Here is a 17,790-nt window from a genome sequence, read left to right as displayed (position 1 = left end):
ATGGAGTACTGGGCTCCTAACCATAAAAATAACCAAAAAGAGAATAACTATGCGATTTTTATCTCATTCCATAAGACGGGGTTGTTCCTTGTTATGTGGTGTAAGTTTACTCAGCTCTGCTGCGTTTGCCTTACCACAAACAGGTGAGCAAATTAAAACATCGAACAAAAAAGAGCAGTACCTAATTGTGTTGAGTGATGTGGCAAGCTCAGCCATTCAAAACAAAAATCAAACTCAAGCAATAGCCGAGCAACAAGCTGATTTTATTAAATCATTAAAAAAAGAGTTTGCAGATATTAGCTTAGCCTCTCAAAGGCGAGTTCTGGGGAATACCTTAACGGTCAATTTAACTGCTGAACAAGCCGAGTTAGTTTCGTCTATGCCGGGTGTACAACATGTTCATGCAACAACGGGACTAGTGCCTTTACCAAAACCAATGACGATTAAGCAAACGCTTACAGCAGTTGAACAGTCGCAGGTTGTCGATAGTGACTTAGGCCGCGGTGTAAGTGTTGCGATTATTTCTACCGGTATCGATTACACTCATCAACTTCTTGGTGGAGAGGGGACTGTCGAAGCATATGAAAAAGCATGGAAATATGCGGATGTGCCATTTGATGGTTTCCCTACCTCGGTGGTAACCAAAGGATTGGACTTTTTTGGTGAGCGTGTGTCATATGCGGCTTATCATGACTTTAATCCAATTGATTCTGCATACGACCCGAATGGCGAAAGTGGCAGTCGAGGTACGGCATTAGCCTCAATCATCCATCAATTAGCACCATCAGCTGAGTTATGGGCTGCGAAGGTATACCGTGCCTCTAAAGTTGGGGCTAATGTGGTTCCATATCAGCCTACTGTTGATATTGTCGCACAAGCACTTGAATGGGCATTGGACCCAGACGGTGATGGAGATACGAGTGATAAAGCAGATATTATTTTATTAGATATCTCAGGTTTTGGGCCTGGTTATTACAGTAACCAAGATGTTTGGATTGGCGACTACGCACGTTTGGGTGTCAACATTCAAAAAGCGGCAACCTTAGGCAGTGTGGTGATTGTACCACAAGGCAGTGGTGAACAATTGAGTCACTATGCAACCCCTATTCAAGCTGTAGCCCCAGCTGCAATATCTGTAGGCACAACACAATCAATTGAAGATGACAGTGCTATTTATATGTCTAGCACTTCATTACATGGTCCTGTTCGTGGTGACATTGATGCTATTAAACCTGATTTAGTCGACTCGACTGACGCAGTGCAGGTGGCATTAGTGGGCACAGGGAGTGAACAGGTTTCGGCAAGCGATGCTGTTTTTGCCGCTGCTAAAGTTGCAGCCGCTGCAGCGGTTGTTAAAAGTGAAAATAGCGCCTTAACAGGGCAAGAAGTAAAAGCTATTTTGATGAATAGCGCAAATAGCAATGTGTTAAATCGTGATGGTTCAGAACAAGCTGAAGTAACACATAGCGGCGCAGGAAAATTACAGCAAGCCGAGGCTTTAAAAAATACAGCTGTGGCATTTTCATTGCCAGATGGTCAGCCGTCTTTGCATTTAGGAAATCTTGATATTGCTGACAATGAAACGCGAACAGTAACCGAGCAAGTGTATGTTAAAAATCTAACAGACAAAGCAATTACCTATGATTTATCGATAACACAAAAAACAGGCGGCCCTTCGCACGCTGCATTGACATGGCAATTACCAAGTTCAGTGACGGTTGAAGCTCATCGTGCCATGACCTTCCCTGTGTCAGTGACTATTGATGGCGCTTTACTTGAAAAATGGCCTCTGGTTGATGCTAAAGACTACACCCTAAAGAACTGGCGTGCCACTGAACTCGATGGTGATTTGCATCTAACTGCGTCTAATGATGAGTCTCTGTCAGCTATGCATCTGCCTTGGTTGCTACGTGCAAGACCGGCAACGAGTATTCAAGCTCATTACGATACTTATCAAGAGTATTACGGTTCTGTTTTCTTGAATGAACCGGGCGATAATCCACTGGGTGAGAGTTTATTTGAAGACTTTTTTGCTCGCGAACAAGCGTTTGAAAATACCTCTGCTACCGATGCAACATTCACTGTATTGCCGACCGTTGGTCGCAAAACCGAAATATCAGAAGCTGCAAATGGTGCTAAAAGTAGCATGATTATTGAAAACCTAGCCAGTGCAGTTGTGCCAGAGGAGCAATGTGAGAGCAAGCAAAAATTAAGCTTAGGCTTAACGTTTCATAGTAAACAAGACTTAGCATTTAGAACGTATTTCGACCGTAGTGATATGAACGGTACGATTGAGTTTTTTATTTTTAGAGAATCATTCTTAGAAATGTACCCAGACACTGCAGCGGGAACATTACTGAACTATGCCTCTAATGCGGATCTGCTTTTATATGGTTTCATAGATATTGATGAGCAAAATGTACCTACCGCTTATTATGTCGATGCGTCTATTGCAGCTGATCCATCGAATCCAAGTGCAAACTTAAAACAGTCAAGCTTGCCGATTCGATTTGTAACTGACTCGCGAGGTTTACTCGTTGATTATTGTACCGATGAACTTATCCGCGAAGATTTACCTGCAGAAGAGTTTGATCGCAATCTAGGGTATTTTGTGCGAACTGTTCGTGATCAAATTCCATCGACAGGCGATGCGCCTTTATTATTTAACCCAGTCAACATGGGGCCTAAAGTGGTGACTATAAGCTATGACTGGTTTGGTAATCAGATTGAATCAATCTCTAACGAAGCAAATTACGTAAAATTAAGTAAGGCACCTGGCGCGCAAGCGGTTGAAAATTACCATAGCGAAATGACTCTTGCACCCGGTGAGCAAGCTTACTTAACAGCTATGCATGATGGCTATTGTGACTATCGCGCTGTATGCGGTAAAGGATTTGTGCTGTTCAGCAACAACGCTGATTATCATATGTGGTCAAGAACCAAGCTATCAGATCAGTCAGGTGCAATTGCTAAACCATCTGCGGGTCAGCAGTTTGATGTATTTGAGAGCGCGCAAGCGGGTGATCTTGTAGGCCAAATCCAACTAGAGTCTATCAACTTCTTCAATATTGGGCCTGGTGAAGCGGGTGATATTTTTGGCACTTATCAATTCTATCTAGCAAACCCTCTTATTGATGATTCACTAGCCTTAATGCCTGATGGTCGCATTTTAGTAAATAACCCCGCTTCTTTAAATGCAGAGACTAATTCAGAATATGTGTTGAGCGTATTCGGGCAAATGCGCGATAACAACGTGATCATGAGCTCAACGACAGATATTACGGTCAATGTGAGCAGCTTGAACATTAACGCGCCGGTGCTAGTGGACAGCGCAAATACACAACTTCAATCTAGTGCTGGTGAAGCGCTAAATATCGCTATAAATGCGTTATTTACCGATGCTGATAGTGACACATTATTATTTTCAAGTAACAACTTACCTGCTGGTTTGACACTAAGCGACGACGGTGTGTTAGCGGGTAGCGTGAGCAGTGCGGCAAGCTATGATTTCACCATTAGTGTTTCAGACTCTCGTCACCAAACATCTCAAGACTTTACCTTGGTGGTTACCCAAGAAGCTGAACAAAGCACACATAAATCAAGTGGTAGCACGGGTCTATTTATTTTGCTGATGATGGCGTTATGGGTGTACTTCAAGCGAGCTCAACGCACCGCAGTATTTGGAATTAAGGAATAAAAATAATGAAAAAACTTTCCATTTTAGCCAGTATGGTCGGCCTATTAAGTGTTAGTCATGTTTCAGCTGTTGAAGGTGATGATAATGCACGCTTGAATTATCAACCGCTTGCAGCGCTAAAAGGTCGCGCTGTAATTAGTGATGATGTGTATCTAGTTGAATTTTCAGACCCATCGGTTGCTAAATCATCCCAATTCTCGGGCTTGTCGCGACTGAACGCCAGCATGCCAGCGGTAAAACATTATGCCGCTGATTTAAAAGCAGGGCAGACAAGCATCTTACAACAAGCCAGCCTGCATGCTGGTGAGAAAATTAATACCCTCTTTCAGTATCAGTACAGTATGAATGGTGCTGCCGTTCGTATGTCAGAAAATGCGGCGAATGTGTTACGTAAACAAACTGGCATAAAGCGCGTTGAAAAACGTCAAATTCATTATCTTCACACAGATTCAGGACCTCGCTATGTTGGTGCTCCTGCTATTTGGGATGGTGAGACAGGTGTTGCGACAAAAGGTGAAGGCGTCATTGTCGGCATTATGGATACAGGAATTAATGCTGATCACCCAAGCTTTGCAGCAAGGGGTGATGACGGTTATACCCATGTAAATCCACTGGGCGATGGGCAATACCTTGGTGACTGCCAAACCCATAGTGAATTTTGTAATAGCAAACTGATTGGTATTGTGAGTTATGCCGATATCTTAAATGGCTATCCTTTAGTGCCAATCGATGAAGAGCGCTATGATGAATTAGGAAGCCGTTTGGAAATCGGGTTTGATTTTAATGGTCACGGTAGCCATGTTGCGGGTACTGTTGCAGGTAATATCTTAAAAAATGTACCTGCTTATAATGCAGAAGGAAAAGAGTCTAATTTCGCTTTCGAGCAAATAAGTGGCATGGCACCACACGCTAATATTGTGTCTTATCAGGTTTGTTATCCGGGTAATAGCGATGATTATTTAGTAGGTTGTTTACCAGAGCTGACTTTACAAGCTGTAGAGCATGCGATTGCAAATGGTGTAAGCGTACTGAATTATTCAGTTGGTGGTTCTGCAACAGATCCTTGGTATGGATTTGAAAGCCAAGCCTTTTTAAATGCACGTACCTTTGGTGTCCATGTGGCGACATCGGCGGGCAACTCAGGGCCAGATAGTGGCACCATAGGTACCCCTGCAAACTTACCTTGGGTGACAACGGTTGCTGCGTTCACACATGACCGTACCTTTGCAGAAAAACAGATCAGCTTCACTGGTGGTAATTTTAGTTTGTCACCTTTAGTTGGCCGCAGTGCCAGTGGTGGTTTAACAGCTGAAATAGTGGATGCTGCTGACTTTGGTGATGGTGACTGTTTAACGGAGTTTGCCGCTGGTACTTTTAATGGTGAAATCGTTGTGTGTCGACGCGGTGAAATTGCGCGTGTGGCAAAAGGCTCAAATGTTAAAGCTGGCGGCGCTGGTGGTTTAGTACTTATCAATGTCGATGGTGGCAGTGAAACGGTAGATAATGATTTTCATGTGCTGCCATCAATTCATTTAGATGCAACTAAAGGTCAGAGTTTAGTTAATTGGCTAGCAGAAGGTAGCAACCATATTGCCGTAATCGAAGAAGGTGAAATGGTGAGCGATCCTGATGCTGGCTCTATTGCTGGGTATTTCTCATCACGTGGTCCAGGACTTCCTTACGATAGCTATTTTTCGTTAGATATTGCCGCTCCAGGGGTAAGTATTTATGCACCTTTCACTGAAAACCAGCCATTTAGTAACACTAAATCTGAAGCTAAATTTGCATTTTTAGATGGAACGTCAATGGCAAGCCCACACGTTGCGGGAGCATATGCGCTAATTGAAGCGTTGCACCCAGAGTGGACACCAGCCGAAGCACAATCTGCGATTGTTATGACTGCCGATAGTAATGCTTTTGTTGATGATGACAATACAGGACAACCAACCCCAGCTAATTTTTATGAAATGGGTAACGGTATGCTGCAGGTGCAATATGCTGCACAAGCAGGACTTGTACTGAACGAAACAGAAGCAAATTATTTAGCGGCTGATCCACAATCTGGCGGAAACCCTGCAACACTCAATCTTGCACAACTTGTAGATCAAGCTTGTGTTATTAGTTGTCAGTGGAGTCGAACGTTTAAGGCAACCCGTAAAGGGACCTGGCAAGTAACATCGGCTGCGAGAGTAGGCGATATTACATTAACAGCGGAACCTGCCTCATTCACATTAAATGAAGGGGAAACGCAAACGCTGACCATCACCGCAAGCAGTAGTTATAGTTCGGATACCGATGTGCAAATGGGGCATCTAATTTTGAAAGATGGCGAGCCAAGCCATACATTAACACTGCCAGCAGTGGTTAATTTTATTGCGGGTGTTGGTCCTGAAGCACAACAAGTGCAAACTCATAGTGCAGCAGGTAGCCTTCAAGTATCAGGTTTTAAAAGCGGTGCTAAGTTAGATGATTTAACTTTGCTTGCGCGTGGTCTGAAACGTGTAGAAGAGTATCAAATTCAAATAAAAGCGCCTGAAACTCAGCCTTACAATATGGATTGGAGCTATGTAAAAGACAATCGCTATGTTCTGCCATTAGTTGTAAACAACAGTACGCAACGTGTTTGGGTAAATATCGAAAGTACGACAAGTAAAGACTTAGATGTTTACATTGGTCTAGATGAAGATTTAGACGGTGATGTCAGCGCGTATGAAGGTTCAAATCAGATGATTTGTATCAGTGCAGGAGTTGACTCCAATGAACAATGCGACCTATTACAACCTGAGCCAGGTGTGTATTACATCGTGATCCACAACTTTGAAGGTTCTGCAGCAAATGCGGTGGATGATGTTCGTTTTACAGTCGCTACGTTACAGGATGAATCAATGGACAATTTAACTGCAGAGTTAATTGCTGGTGAAGAAGGCGCATTTTCTATCAAAGCGAATTGGCAGCTAGAAGATGCAAAACCAGGTGACCGTTATTTAGGTGTACTTGCCGCAAAAACAAAATCAGGACAACGTTTTGCAGATACCCCAATTGATTTTGTTATTACAAACCCTTTATTAAGTATTCAAGCAGATTCAGACGTTGTATTACGTAGTGAACAGGTGAGTTATGAAATAACGATTAATAGCTCATCAATTCCGAGTGAGGCTGTTCTATCGTTTCTATTAACTGAAGGGGCCGAAGTACTCTCTGTAGACGGTGCAGAACTCGTTACTACAGAGGGAAAAACTCAGCTGATCTTAAACGGACAAACTGACATTAGCATGCAGGTAGATGTTACTGATATGGTCGGATCTCAACTTGACTTTGGTGTGTCTTTTGAAGTGTCAGAACAGCAAACTGATAGCTATACCGCTGAATCTATTAAGGTGATAGACCCTATAACATTGACAGTTAATGGTGAACAAAACCTAATAGTTAGTGCAATAGAAGAAGCTACACTGGTATTGACTGCGTCAGCAAATGAAGGCACTTCGTTAGTGTGGAGCCAAGTTTCTGGCGTGAATGTTACATTAAATGACGACAATGCAGGCGTATTAACTCTTAATTTGCCTGAGCTTGATGAAGCAACAACACTTATTTTCAGTGTTACAGCAACAGACGAATACGGCCAAAGTGTGTCGCAACAGGTGACAATTAATGTTGCGCCAGAGTCTAAAAAATCAAGTAGCGGTTCGCTATCGTTCCTTACATGTCTGGCAATAGGCTTGTTGGTGGTAACTCGACGCAAATTTGTTACCGCTAAATAATAACCCCCTAGGTTATGTATACCAAAGCCACACTTAAACCAGTGTGGCTTTTTATTTGCTTATTAAGCTTTTTTAACAAACTTAGCGGTTACCATCATTTCACCAACGCCATCAACTTTACAGTCTAATTCGTGGTCTTTTTTGTCTAACACGCGGCGAATCACGGCTTTGGTGCCTATTTTAATCACTTGTGAGCTGCCTTTGATTTTTAAATCTTTCGCAACAGTCACTTTATCGCCATCGACCAATAAGGTGCCGTTAGCATCTTTCACATTGATCACATCATCGGTATCAACCGCATTAGGATCCCACTCATGAGCGCATTCTGGGCATACTAAATTGTTTTGATCTTCATACACGTATTCAGAGTTACATTGTGGGCAAGGAGGAAAAGACATAAATGGCACCATGGTTGATTTTAAAAGGGTATTTTAATGGCTAAGAGCAAACTATGCGAGTACAAGGCTTTTATTTTATGGCTCAGGCGTTTCGAGCGTTTTGGTAATAGAGAATATTCCTCTTAGATCACCAAGCCGATAGCCTGTGGCTAAATCATTTGGGTAATGTTCGTTGAGTGCTTGTTTTACTTCTGGCGCAATTGTTTGGCCATGACAATTGAGGCAAACTGGCGCGACTTTTATCGCTTTAGCAAAGCGAAATTGACCATCTTTATTGGTTGAAAAAGTCACATTGTCGATGCTCTCAGTGTTTCTGATCATATCGAGCAGCTGGGCGATTTTTTCAGCTTCCCATTCATCGGGTTGATTATTTGGATTACGGTTTTTAGTGCTTTTACGTGCTACCGTCCAACCATCAGTTGATAAGCTATCGCTAATGGCCGGGGCTTGCATTTTGCACACGTTAATTCCTTCGACTAAACCACCTTGCTTGATTGCGGCTCCTAAAGCTGATTTAAGCGTAGTGGCAAATTCAGTTGCTCGCTGCGCTGCTTGAGTTTCTAGAGTCGCTGATTTTGTTTCGGCATAAAGACTAGGTGAAAGTAACACAGTACAAATCACAATTGTTCTGAAGGAAAACATAGTAAAACCTTACATTAGATATATCTAATATAGTAGTTTGTTTTTACTTTACATGCCAATTTAACCTGCAAAAAATAACGATTCTTTGCACAAAGCCTGCTGGAGTGTTGTTGCTAAATTGGTTAAGGTGAGGAAAATATCTTGAGAACAAAAAAAATGAAAAAACTAATTTATATCGCCGCTTTGTTATTCTCTGCCCTGACATTTGCAGGTACCGCTCCATACAGTGGAGAGATAAGTCGTGATGACTTACTTAAAGACTACTCTGCACTTAGTGAAGAGTACGATGAATACACACCGAGTGAAGAAGAGTTAACCACGATAAAAGCACTGCAAGGTAAGCAAGTTTTGGTGTTTTTAGGCACTTGGTGTCATGACTCAAAACGTGAAGTGCCTCGATTTTTGAAGCTTCTCGATACTGCAAAGGTGCAGTTAGGCTCACTTAAACTAGTGGCCGTTGGCTACGACAAGCTAGACCCTGCAGGGTTAGCAAAACAGTATGACTTAATGTATACGCCAACCATTATTGTCCTTGATGGCGAAAAAGAGCTTTCCCGTATGATCGAAAAGCCAAAACAAAGCTTGGCTTTGGATCTTACGCAACCGGGTCAAACGCTATAAAATCATCAATAGATAAGGGCATTGAAATTAAGTAACCTTGAATATAATCAATGCCTTTATCACTCACCAATTGCCACTGCTCTGAGCTTTCGACTCCTTCTGCGGTAATCGTTAAGTCTAGTTGATGGGCTAAATCGCTCATCGTTTGTAAAAATAAACCATCACGTGGGTTATCCACGCAATTACAAATAAAGGCACGGTCAATCTTAACGTTATCTAGCGGAAACTGCTGAATCGACGACAGTGATGAATAACCCGTTCCAAAGTCATCAAGTGATAAATTAAAACCTGCTAATTTAAGTTCATGCATTAGGTTTATGGCGTACTGGGTATTTTGAAATAGGGCGGATTCGGTGATCTCAAGATTAATTTTTTGATTAGCCGGAAATAGCTTAGCTTTTTCTTTACTGAGTCGTTTAACTAAATGCACATCAGAGAACTGCTTACGCGACAGGTTGATCGATACTTTAATACGAATATTGTTATCAACCATGCGGTGGCAATCTTCAGCAACCTTAGCAACAATCCAACGTGATAATAAATTAATGAGCTCTGATTGCTCAGCGATTGCAATAAACTCCACTGGTGACACAAACCCTCTAACAGGGTGCTGCCAACGTACAAGCGCTTCACAGCCAATCAGTGTGCCATCTATAGTGTTTACAATTGGCTGATACACCATACTTAGCTGTTCGTTGGCCGCAAGCGCATGACGTAGATCACTTTCGAGGTTACTTTGTGCAATAAGCTTATCTTTCAGAGATTGGCTATAAACAGTAAATGTTTTTTGTGTACGGGGGCATTCATTCATCGCAATGAGGGCTGTATTGATTTGCTCAGCCGCATCGATGTTTTGTAAGTGTGGATAACCCACGCCAATGTATAAGTGGTAAAAATGAGCGCTACCAGCGGTTTCAATAATACCGCCGACCTGATGCTGTAATTTATCTAATAGAGCGGCAAGCTTTTCATCAAAAATGGCTTCTTTTAGTAATATTAAAAAACAGCCAGGTTTTATATGAGCGCAAAACGCTTGATGTAAGTCAGAAAATTCAATTAGCCGGTTAGCTATCGCTGTCTGTAGTTCATTTAAGTAATCTTGACCGTAAATATCTTCTAATTGACGATAGCCTTTGATCTCGGCACACAATAAAGTAAGACCGCTACTGTATTGGTCTTCAGGGCATAAACTAGCGATATATTTTTCGCTGTAATGGCGATTGGCAAGGCCAGTGACCGAGTCAAAATGTGCTTGTTGGTAAAGCTCATGTTGGCGTTGTTTTTCAGCACTTATGTCTTTAATCGTACCAACCAAGGTGTTAGTTTTAGGGTTCCATTCAGCGTGTTCATGAAACCAGCGTTTTTCTCCATTGAGTTTAATCGTGTACTCAATTTCAGTTGGGCTACTAGGCTTAGTATGAATAAAATTTAAAAACGAATTTTTATAAAAGCTATCGATTTTTTCACAGACATCAGTAATTGATTGCGCTTTGCTTTGTTCTTTGAATAGCGATTTAGCTTGTGATGATAATTGCCTAATGCTTTTATCAGGCGACAGATGCCAACTGCCTACGCCACTGAGTGACTGAGCTTGTTTTAATTCAAGTGCCTGTTCAGACAGCTCTAAGGTTTGCTTTTGCACAAGTTTTTCGAGGTTTTGCTCATGCTCACGTAACCGACAAGTAATCGTAATCAAATAGCAGCTAACCGATGAAAGTAACAGAGCTATGAGTAGTAATACTAAAAATTCAACATGCGCTCGATAAGCAAACTCGTCTTTAATACCCACAACCCAATGTTGATTTTCAACATCGAGGTTGTAAGTTGACCAGTGGCTTTGCTCAAAACTGTGGTTATTTAAAAGCGGCGCGTAGCTATTCGCTGTTTTTTGCCAAACCTCATAGAGGTGAGGGTGTGAAGTAGTCTCAGGGCTCAAATTTGCTATAAATTCTGGAAAACGCAGCACCGCGATTGCAAACCCCCAAAACTCATTTTGATCAAAAATTGGTAATCGAGCGACTAAGCCTTGACCACCTTGAGCCAACTCTTTAGGTCCATCGATTTGCATTTTTTGAGTATCAATGGCTGTTTGTAATGACTTTTCAATACTTTGCATCTTGAATAAGTCGACACCAATCACACTCTCGTGACTGGTTAGCGGGTAGCTGTATTGAATAACCCCTTTTGGTGCAAGTTGAATAGTTTGGCTACCATCACTATGAGTTAATATCTCAGTGGCAAGGGTTTCGAATTCAGTTTGTGTGTATGTAAAGTCACGCATCGCGGCGCGAACAAGGTAAGGACCAAGGAGTGCGCTATCAAGTGCTTTTTCAAGGTTACTGCTGTAACTGTTAAGTGCTGCATTTTGCTCAATTTCATGCATTTCTTGTCTATCGTAAAACACTTTTAGTGCGATCGCCGAAAATAAACAGAAACTGAGAAAAAAAGAAGTAAATAACAACGAAAAATATGTAATATTACGCAATGGCGTCTCTGAATTAAGTAGGTATTTAAGTGCTAATCTTGCTTTTAAAAATACTAGTTTAGGGTTAGCTGGTTGTCTAGCGAAGATCTAGAATTTTAGTTGAATTTTTAGCAAGTTAAAAAAATAATTGTACCTAAATACAATGAATTGCAAGCACAAGTAAGATTAAACACTATGTACCAAGCCGTTATAAAAGCGATAGATGCAGCGAATGCTGTCGACCCAAATCGTGTAAAACAAGATGATCAAGAGCTAGCAAAAGAGTCTTTATATGCAATGCGTATGACCGATATGCTAAACCGCTTTAATCCACAAGCCGATGAGTTGATGCATATTGCTGCGCGAGGCCAACATATTGAGCGTTGGCGCTCTCCTCGCAGTGATTTTCCTATGGGTAAGCAAGGTTATTATCAATGGCGTACTGCTTTATATGACTTTCATGCCGAGCGTGTAACAGCCCTTATGAAAACGGCGGGTTACGCGCCGGAAGAATGTGAGCGCGTATACGCAGCCGTTGCTAAAAAGAACATAAAACGAAACCCTGATAGCCAATTGATTGAAGACATTGCAAGCCTTGTGTTTATTGAGCATTACATGCTTGATTTTGCAAGTAGTAAGCCTGATTACGATGAGCAAAAATGGTTGGGTATTATTCGTAAAACATGGCAAAAAATGTCAAATGAAGCACATGACTTTGTATTAGCTGGTAACATCAGCTTACCTGAGCCGCTTAAACCGTTAATTACAAAAGCGCTAAATTAATTATAAAACAAGGATGTACTATGTTTTGCCCGCGTACTAAAACAGCCCTTGAAGCAGTGAGCATTGGCGACGTTAACGTGTATTTATCAAAAAGCGGTGGGGTATTTTTTGATAACCGACAAATATTTCACTTTAGCGATCCGAATTTAAAACCCGCGCAAGTGCTGGTGGCTCATTTACAAACCCTGCCAACAGAATGTGTTGATTTAGCAAAGCGAATTAATTGTCCGAATTGCCCTGACGTGGTGATGATGCGACGCTTTTTCACCCCACTAAAAGTGGTTGAAATAGACGAATGTCCAAATTGTGCTGCTATTTGGCTTGATCATGGTGAGCTTGAAAAGATCCATGAAAATCATTTAACGCCAAAAGAACGTGAAATGCTGCGTATTGATATGGCCAATAATCATGGTTTTATTCAAGTTAAAATCCCAAAAAGGCGCTACTCAGTTCATGCTGAAAAGCCTGAGTCTAATGCAACGTCATCATTAGAGAAACTAGCAGAACTTGCGTATTTATCGATTTTGAATGACTGATAATAAGAAGCCTGTACCAACTAAGATACAGGCTTTATTTGCATGCTAAGCGTTAAAGCTTAACTAGCATTTTTCCTTTATTTTTACCTTCGAACAGGCCAAGAAATGCATCAACGGCATTTTCGATGCCATGGTATACCGTTTCTTCAGATTTAATTTTACCTTCGCTGATCCACGCGCCCATTTGTTCAATAAACTCAGGGAACTGATCAAAGTAATCAATCACGATAAAGCCTTGCATGGTGAGCTTTTTCGAGTTGATATAAAACAGGTTGCTTGGCCCAGGTTGTGCAGTGTCGTTATTGTAACCTGAGATCATGCCACATACAGGAATACGGCCGTAATCGTTCATTACATTGAGTGCGGCTTCAAGGTGATCGCCACCTACGTTTTCAAAGTACACATCAATGCCTTGTGGTGCCGCTTGTTCAAGGGCTTCTGTTAGGTTTGCTACCGTTTTGTAATTAATTACTGCATCAACACCCAACGCTTTAACCATTTGTGCTTTTTCGTCAGAGCCAACCGAAGCAATCACTTTACAGCCTTTTAGCTTAGCAATTTGGCAAACAACGCTACCTACAGCGCCTGATGCAGCTGAAACAAACACGGTATCGGTTTCTTTTAGGCTAATTACCTTTGTTAAACCTGCCCATGCAGTTAACCCAGTCATGCCCATAGTACTTAAAAACAGTTGGTCTGGTAATGGTACGTTTGGCAGTAACGTTAAGTCGCTGCCATCGCTAATGTGCATGGTACGCCAGCCGCTAATATGACTTACTTTGCTACCAACAGGAAAGTCATCATTGCGTGATTCAACTACTTCGCCGATAGCACCGGCTTCCATCACTTCGTTTAAGTTAAATGGCGCGATATATGATTTACGATCAATCATGCGCGGGCGCATATAGGGGTCAACTGACATCCAGGTATTTTTAATTAACACTTCGCCGTCGTTCAAATCAGGAAGTGTTACGTCTACCTGCGCAAAATTAGCCTGTGTTGGTACACCCGTTGGGCGTGAAACTAAATGAATTTGTTGACTTGTCGCCATATAAACCTCGAATCTGCTAGATTAGAATCAATTAATGAGTTGCACAAAACATTTGTGCGCAAACTATTTGCGATCAATTTAATGATCTTTACTATAAAAGGCAATAGATCGTCGGAAAATAATTTGCGCGCAAACTAAATTAAGGCAATAATACGGCTGTATTTCAGTTTAGGGTAGCAGCATGAGCAACAACTTATCAGACAATGTATGTTTCACTTTATACAGTGCAACAAATGCGTTGATCAGAGCGTTTCGACCAATCCTCGAAGCTTATGACTTAACCTATCCGCAATATATTGTGATGCACTCACTTTGGTATAATAACCAAGTGAGCTTAAAAGCACTTTCTCATGACACGCACCTCGATTCTGGCACCTTAACACCAATAGTTAAGCGCCTAGAAAGCAAAGGTTTATTGACTCGTCAGGTATCAAGTGAAGATGAGCGTAAAAAAGTAATTTCGTTAACAGAGCAGGGCATGCAACTTAAAGTTGATGCTGAAGAATTAACGGCTAAGTTAATGGCACGCTCAAATATGAGTTTGGAGCGAATCGAGTTATTACGCGAGTTAACCCTTGAGCTGCATACTGACCTAACAAAAACGGACCTTACAAAAAGCTAATCTTCTACTAAACACACTAAAGTGCCTTCAATAGCGCGAACATACGCATAATGCTGGGCGTCTTTTTTAGTTGGCGGGCACAATGGCTCAGCACCAGCAAGCACAGCTTTATCGTAACTTTCGACTAAATTATGGCAGCTGAATCTTAGCTCAAAACCAAGAGCTGGTTGCTTAGGATGGGCGCGAATATAGCCTTGCTTGAAGTATGATTGCGCATGCGGGTGGGTCGCAAAAGCAAGTTTTACAGATCCTGTCACAAGTTCACCGTATTCGGCATCGTCACTGATATGGTTGGTATTTAAACCAAATGCTTGATAGTAAAAGTCGAGTACTTCTTCTACGTTATCGACGTAAATAACCTGACTTAAAAAGTCCATTTATGCTGCTCTATTTATTGTTCGTTTATTAAATAAAGCATAGTTTTAGTAATAAAAAAACCTTGTAAGTCATACTCACAAGGTTTTTTTAATACTTAAAGCTTAGCTGTAGAAATTACGACTTGTTGCGGTTTTCTTTCGCAAATGCACGAATTTTACGTTTTTGCGATAAAGTCACTTTATTAGTGCGACCCGCGTATGGATTATCGCCTTCTCTAAATTCAATTTTAATCGGCGTACCCATAATACCTAATGCTTTACGGTAGTAGTTCATTAAGTAGCGTTTGTAGCTATCAGGTAAGTCATGAACTTGGTTACCGTGGATCACGATACGTGGTGGGTTATAGCCACCTGCGTGAGCATATTTAAGTTTTACACGACGACCGCGAACAAGTGGCGGTTGGTGATCAGCTTGAGCCATATCCATGATACGACGCAGCATCGCTGTGCTGATACGCTTAGTTGCTGACTCGTATGCTTCGTCTACCGATTCAAATAAGTGACCTACACCTGTGCCATGTAAAGCAGAGATAAAGTGTAAACGTGCGAAATCGATGAAACCTAAACGACGGTCAAGCTCTGACTTAATACGTTCTTTAACGTAATCATCAAGGCCGTCCCATTTGTTAACAGCAACAACCAATGAACGACCTGCGTTTAAGGCAAAACCAAGTAAGCTTAAATCTTGATCAGAAATACCTTCGCGCGCATCAACCACAAGCAATACCACGTTAGCGTCTTCAATCGCTTTAAGGGTTTTGATCACAGAGAATTTTTCTACAACATCGCTTACTTTCTTACGCTTACGAACACCCGCAGTATCAATAAGAATGTACTCTTTGTCGTTACGTGTCATCGGAATATAGATAGAGTCACGGGTTGTACCCGGCATATCGTAAACGATTACACGTTCTTCACCTAAGATACGGTTTGTAAGTGTTGACTTACCAACGTTAGGGCGACCGATAATAGCAAGCTTTACTGGTTTGTCAGCAAAGGCTTGCTGGTTGTCTTCGCCTTCTTCATCTTCGCTGTAAAGATCAACTAATTCGTCATCACTTTCTTCAAGCTCTTCAGCTTCGCCTGCAAGTTCTGCAATAACAGGCTGTAGAGTTGTTTCAAGTAATTGCGTGATACCACGGCCGTGAGCCGCTGCAATGTGATGTACGTCGCCTAAGCTTAGCTGGTAGAACTCTGCACAGTATGAATCTGCATCAATGCCATCAACTTTGTTTGCCACAACAAAACATTTCTTTTGTTGTTTACGAAGGTGGTTAGCAATCGCTTGGTCTGCGGCAGTCATACCTGCGCGGGCATCAACTAAAAATAGCACGATATCGGCTTCTTCAATCGCTAGTAGCGATTGCTCAGCCATTTCAGTTTCGATACCTTGCTCAGAACCGTCAATACCACCCGTGTCTACCACGATAAATTCATAGCCATCGTAATCAGCTTGGCCATATTTTCTATCTCGTGTTAAGCCTGGAAAGTCGGCTACGAGGGCGTCACGAGTACGTGTTAAACGGTTAAATAATGTGGATTTGCCCACATTGGGTCGCCCAACAAGAGCGATCACGGGAAGCATAAACTACCTCTTAAAAAAACAACAAAAGGCTTCGCCAAGCGAAGCCTTAGAAAAATAACGTTTACTATTAGTAAGTTAGTTTGGAATTTTAACCGCGCTAACTTCACCATCTCGGGTGTATAAAATTAACTTGTCACCGGCAACAACTGGCTCAATAAAGAAACCTGAGCTGTCAAAGTCTTCGCGCGATACAAGCTCACCCGTTTCTTTGTCTAACCAGTGTAGGTTACCTTCTTGGTCACCTAGTGCTAAATATTTACCAGCCACGGTAGGGCCTGTTAAGTACCAGCCGCGCAGTGCCGGTTGGCTCCAACGCTCAATACCTGATGTTTTATCTAGACCGTAAACAACACCATCGCTATCAACAACATAGATAGACTGGCTATCCATTGATAAATCACGGTAGCTGCTGTACTCACGTTTCCAAACAACATTACCAGAACGAATATCAACGGCTGCTAAGTTACCATTATAGGCGATTGCATAAGCATATGGACCGCTAATTAATGCTTGTGTATCTACATCAACCAAACGTTCAAACTCAGACGCACCTTTTGGAGAAGCAATTTCAGCACTCCACGCAGAGTAACCATTTTCAGAAATTAATACGCTTAATTTACCTGTTTCAAGGCCTAGCAATACACCACCGTTGGCTACAGTTGGTGAACTTTGACCACGTAACGTCAGAGGTGGCACTTCTTGTTCAAAGCTCCAACGCTCTTCACCTGTATCTGGGTGTACAGCTAATAATTTACCTGAACCTAGGTTTACAAAAATTAGGCCGTCGCCTGCAGCTGGTTTAGCAAGTACTTCGCCTGGCATCGTTTTACGCCAAACAATTTCACCTGTTTCACGGTCAAGAGCAGTTAAGTAACCATGCTCAGAACCAACGAAGATTTTGCCGTAAGCTTGTAAAATACCGCCCGATAACTTGGCACTTTCTGTGGTTTCCCAAGGCCAGAAAGCTGGGTTTTCACGCACATCTGTTTGCCATAGCGTATCGCCATTTTCAAGCGATAGGGCTTCAACTTCACCTTCGCGGTTTGCTACATACACAACATCGTTATGAATAGCCGGTGTTAAGCGCGAGAAATAGTGCTGAACACCATCACCGATTGATTCTTGCCAAACTACTTCTGTCTCAAATTGATTAACAATTTCAGGCAGTACTAGTTCTTCCTCGTCATCACTTGACGAACACCCAGTCAGGGTTGCGATACACAGAGCAAGTGTTGCCGCTGTTAACTTCTTCATCT

Annotated in this window: 13 protein-coding genes; 6 read left to right on the top strand and 7 right to left on the bottom strand. The window is 41.9% G+C overall.

Annotation, left to right across the window (positions count from 1 at the left end):
* Positions 1-49 precede the first annotated feature (49 nt).
* Both PASHI_RS12620 and PASHI_RS12615 read left to right on the top strand, forming a co-directional pair.
* Positions 50-3,697, top strand: a complete 3,648-nt coding sequence (locus PASHI_RS12620) for a S8 family serine peptidase (RefSeq protein ID WP_082710924.1) — start codon at positions 50-52, stop codon at positions 3,695-3,697.
* A 5-nt stretch (positions 3,698-3,702) separates the two neighbouring features.
* On the top strand, positions 3,703-7,455 hold the full coding sequence (locus PASHI_RS12615; protein ID WP_062565873.1) for a S8 family serine peptidase: 3,753 nt from the start codon (positions 3,703-3,705) through the stop codon (positions 7,453-7,455).
* A 62-nt stretch (positions 7,456-7,517) separates the two neighbouring features.
* Here the strand turns inward: PASHI_RS12615 and PASHI_RS12610 are convergent, their stop codons facing one another.
* Positions 7,518-7,853, bottom strand: a complete 336-nt coding sequence (locus PASHI_RS12610; RefSeq protein ID WP_055199035.1) for a zinc ribbon domain-containing protein YjdM — start codon at positions 7,851-7,853, stop codon at positions 7,518-7,520.
* A gap of 75 nt (positions 7,854-7,928) precedes the next feature.
* Positions 7,929-8,495, bottom strand: a complete 567-nt coding sequence (locus PASHI_RS12605) for a Tll0287-like domain-containing protein (RefSeq protein WP_062565872.1) — start codon at positions 8,493-8,495, stop codon at positions 7,929-7,931.
* A 156-nt stretch (positions 8,496-8,651) separates the two neighbouring features.
* On the opposite strand from PASHI_RS12605, the gene PASHI_RS12600 reads away from it, so the two are divergent.
* On the top strand, positions 8,652-9,116 hold the full coding sequence (locus PASHI_RS12600; protein ID WP_062565871.1) for a TlpA family protein disulfide reductase: 465 nt from the start codon (positions 8,652-8,654) through the stop codon (positions 9,114-9,116).
* Here the strand turns inward: PASHI_RS12600 and PASHI_RS12595 are convergent.
* Positions 9,091-11,520, bottom strand: coding sequence for a bifunctional diguanylate cyclase/phosphodiesterase (locus PASHI_RS12595; RefSeq protein ID WP_156426484.1), 2,430 nt, complete (start codon positions 11,518-11,520; stop codon positions 9,091-9,093). The two genes, PASHI_RS12600 and PASHI_RS12595, sit on opposite strands and share 26 nt — an antisense overlap.
* 255 nt (positions 11,521-11,775) lie before the next feature.
* Here PASHI_RS12595 and PASHI_RS12590 point away from each other — a divergent pair, with 255 nt between their 5' ends.
* Together PASHI_RS12590 and PASHI_RS12585 are read left to right on the top strand one after the other, a co-directional pair.
* Positions 11,776-12,363, top strand: coding sequence for a DUF4202 domain-containing protein (locus PASHI_RS12590; RefSeq protein ID WP_055021842.1), 588 nt, complete (start codon positions 11,776-11,778; stop codon positions 12,361-12,363).
* Positions 12,364-12,383: 20 nt separating this feature from the next.
* Complete coding sequence (locus PASHI_RS12585) at positions 12,384-12,899, top strand: TFIIB-type zinc ribbon-containing protein (protein WP_062565869.1); 516 nt, start codon at positions 12,384-12,386, stop codon at positions 12,897-12,899.
* 52 nt (positions 12,900-12,951) lie between these two features.
* Here the strand turns inward: PASHI_RS12585 and PASHI_RS12580 are convergent, their stop codons facing one another.
* On the bottom strand, positions 12,952-13,950 hold the full coding sequence (locus PASHI_RS12580) for an NADP-dependent oxidoreductase (protein WP_062565868.1): 999 nt from the start codon (positions 13,948-13,950) through the stop codon (positions 12,952-12,954).
* A 181-nt stretch (positions 13,951-14,131) separates the two neighbouring features.
* On the opposite strand from PASHI_RS12580, the gene PASHI_RS12575 reads away from it, so the two are divergent.
* Positions 14,132-14,572, top strand: a complete 441-nt coding sequence (locus tag PASHI_RS12575; RefSeq protein ID WP_062565867.1) for a MarR family winged helix-turn-helix transcriptional regulator — start codon at positions 14,132-14,134, stop codon at positions 14,570-14,572.
* On the opposite strand, the gene PASHI_RS12570 is transcribed toward PASHI_RS12575, so the two are convergent.
* From PASHI_RS12570 to bamB, 3 genes are all read right to left on the bottom strand, one after another.
* Positions 14,569-14,949 carry a VOC family protein gene (locus PASHI_RS12570; RefSeq protein WP_062565866.1) on the bottom strand — a complete coding sequence of 127 codons (381 nt, stop codon included), beginning with the start codon at positions 14,947-14,949 and terminating at the stop codon, positions 14,569-14,571. The genes PASHI_RS12575 and PASHI_RS12570 overlap by 4 nt on opposite strands.
* 115 nt (positions 14,950-15,064) lie before the next feature.
* Positions 15,065-16,534, bottom strand: a complete 1,470-nt coding sequence (der, locus tag PASHI_RS12565) for a ribosome biogenesis GTPase Der (protein WP_054553521.1) — start codon at positions 16,532-16,534, stop codon at positions 15,065-15,067.
* Positions 16,535-16,609: 75 nt separating this feature from the next.
* Positions 16,610-17,788: an outer membrane protein assembly factor BamB gene (bamB, locus tag PASHI_RS12560; protein WP_062565865.1), complete on the bottom strand. Its 1,179-nt coding sequence runs from the start codon at positions 17,786-17,788 to the stop codon at positions 16,610-16,612.
* Positions 17,789-17,790: the final 2 nt, after the last annotated feature.

It is taken from the genome of Pseudoalteromonas shioyasakiensis (genome assembly GCF_001550135.1).
GTDB lineage: Bacteria > Pseudomonadota > Gammaproteobacteria > Enterobacterales > Alteromonadaceae > Pseudoalteromonas > Pseudoalteromonas shioyasakiensis.
The sequence above is the reverse complement of the archived record's forward strand: the minus strand, read 5'-3'. Positions and strand labels throughout refer to the sequence as shown.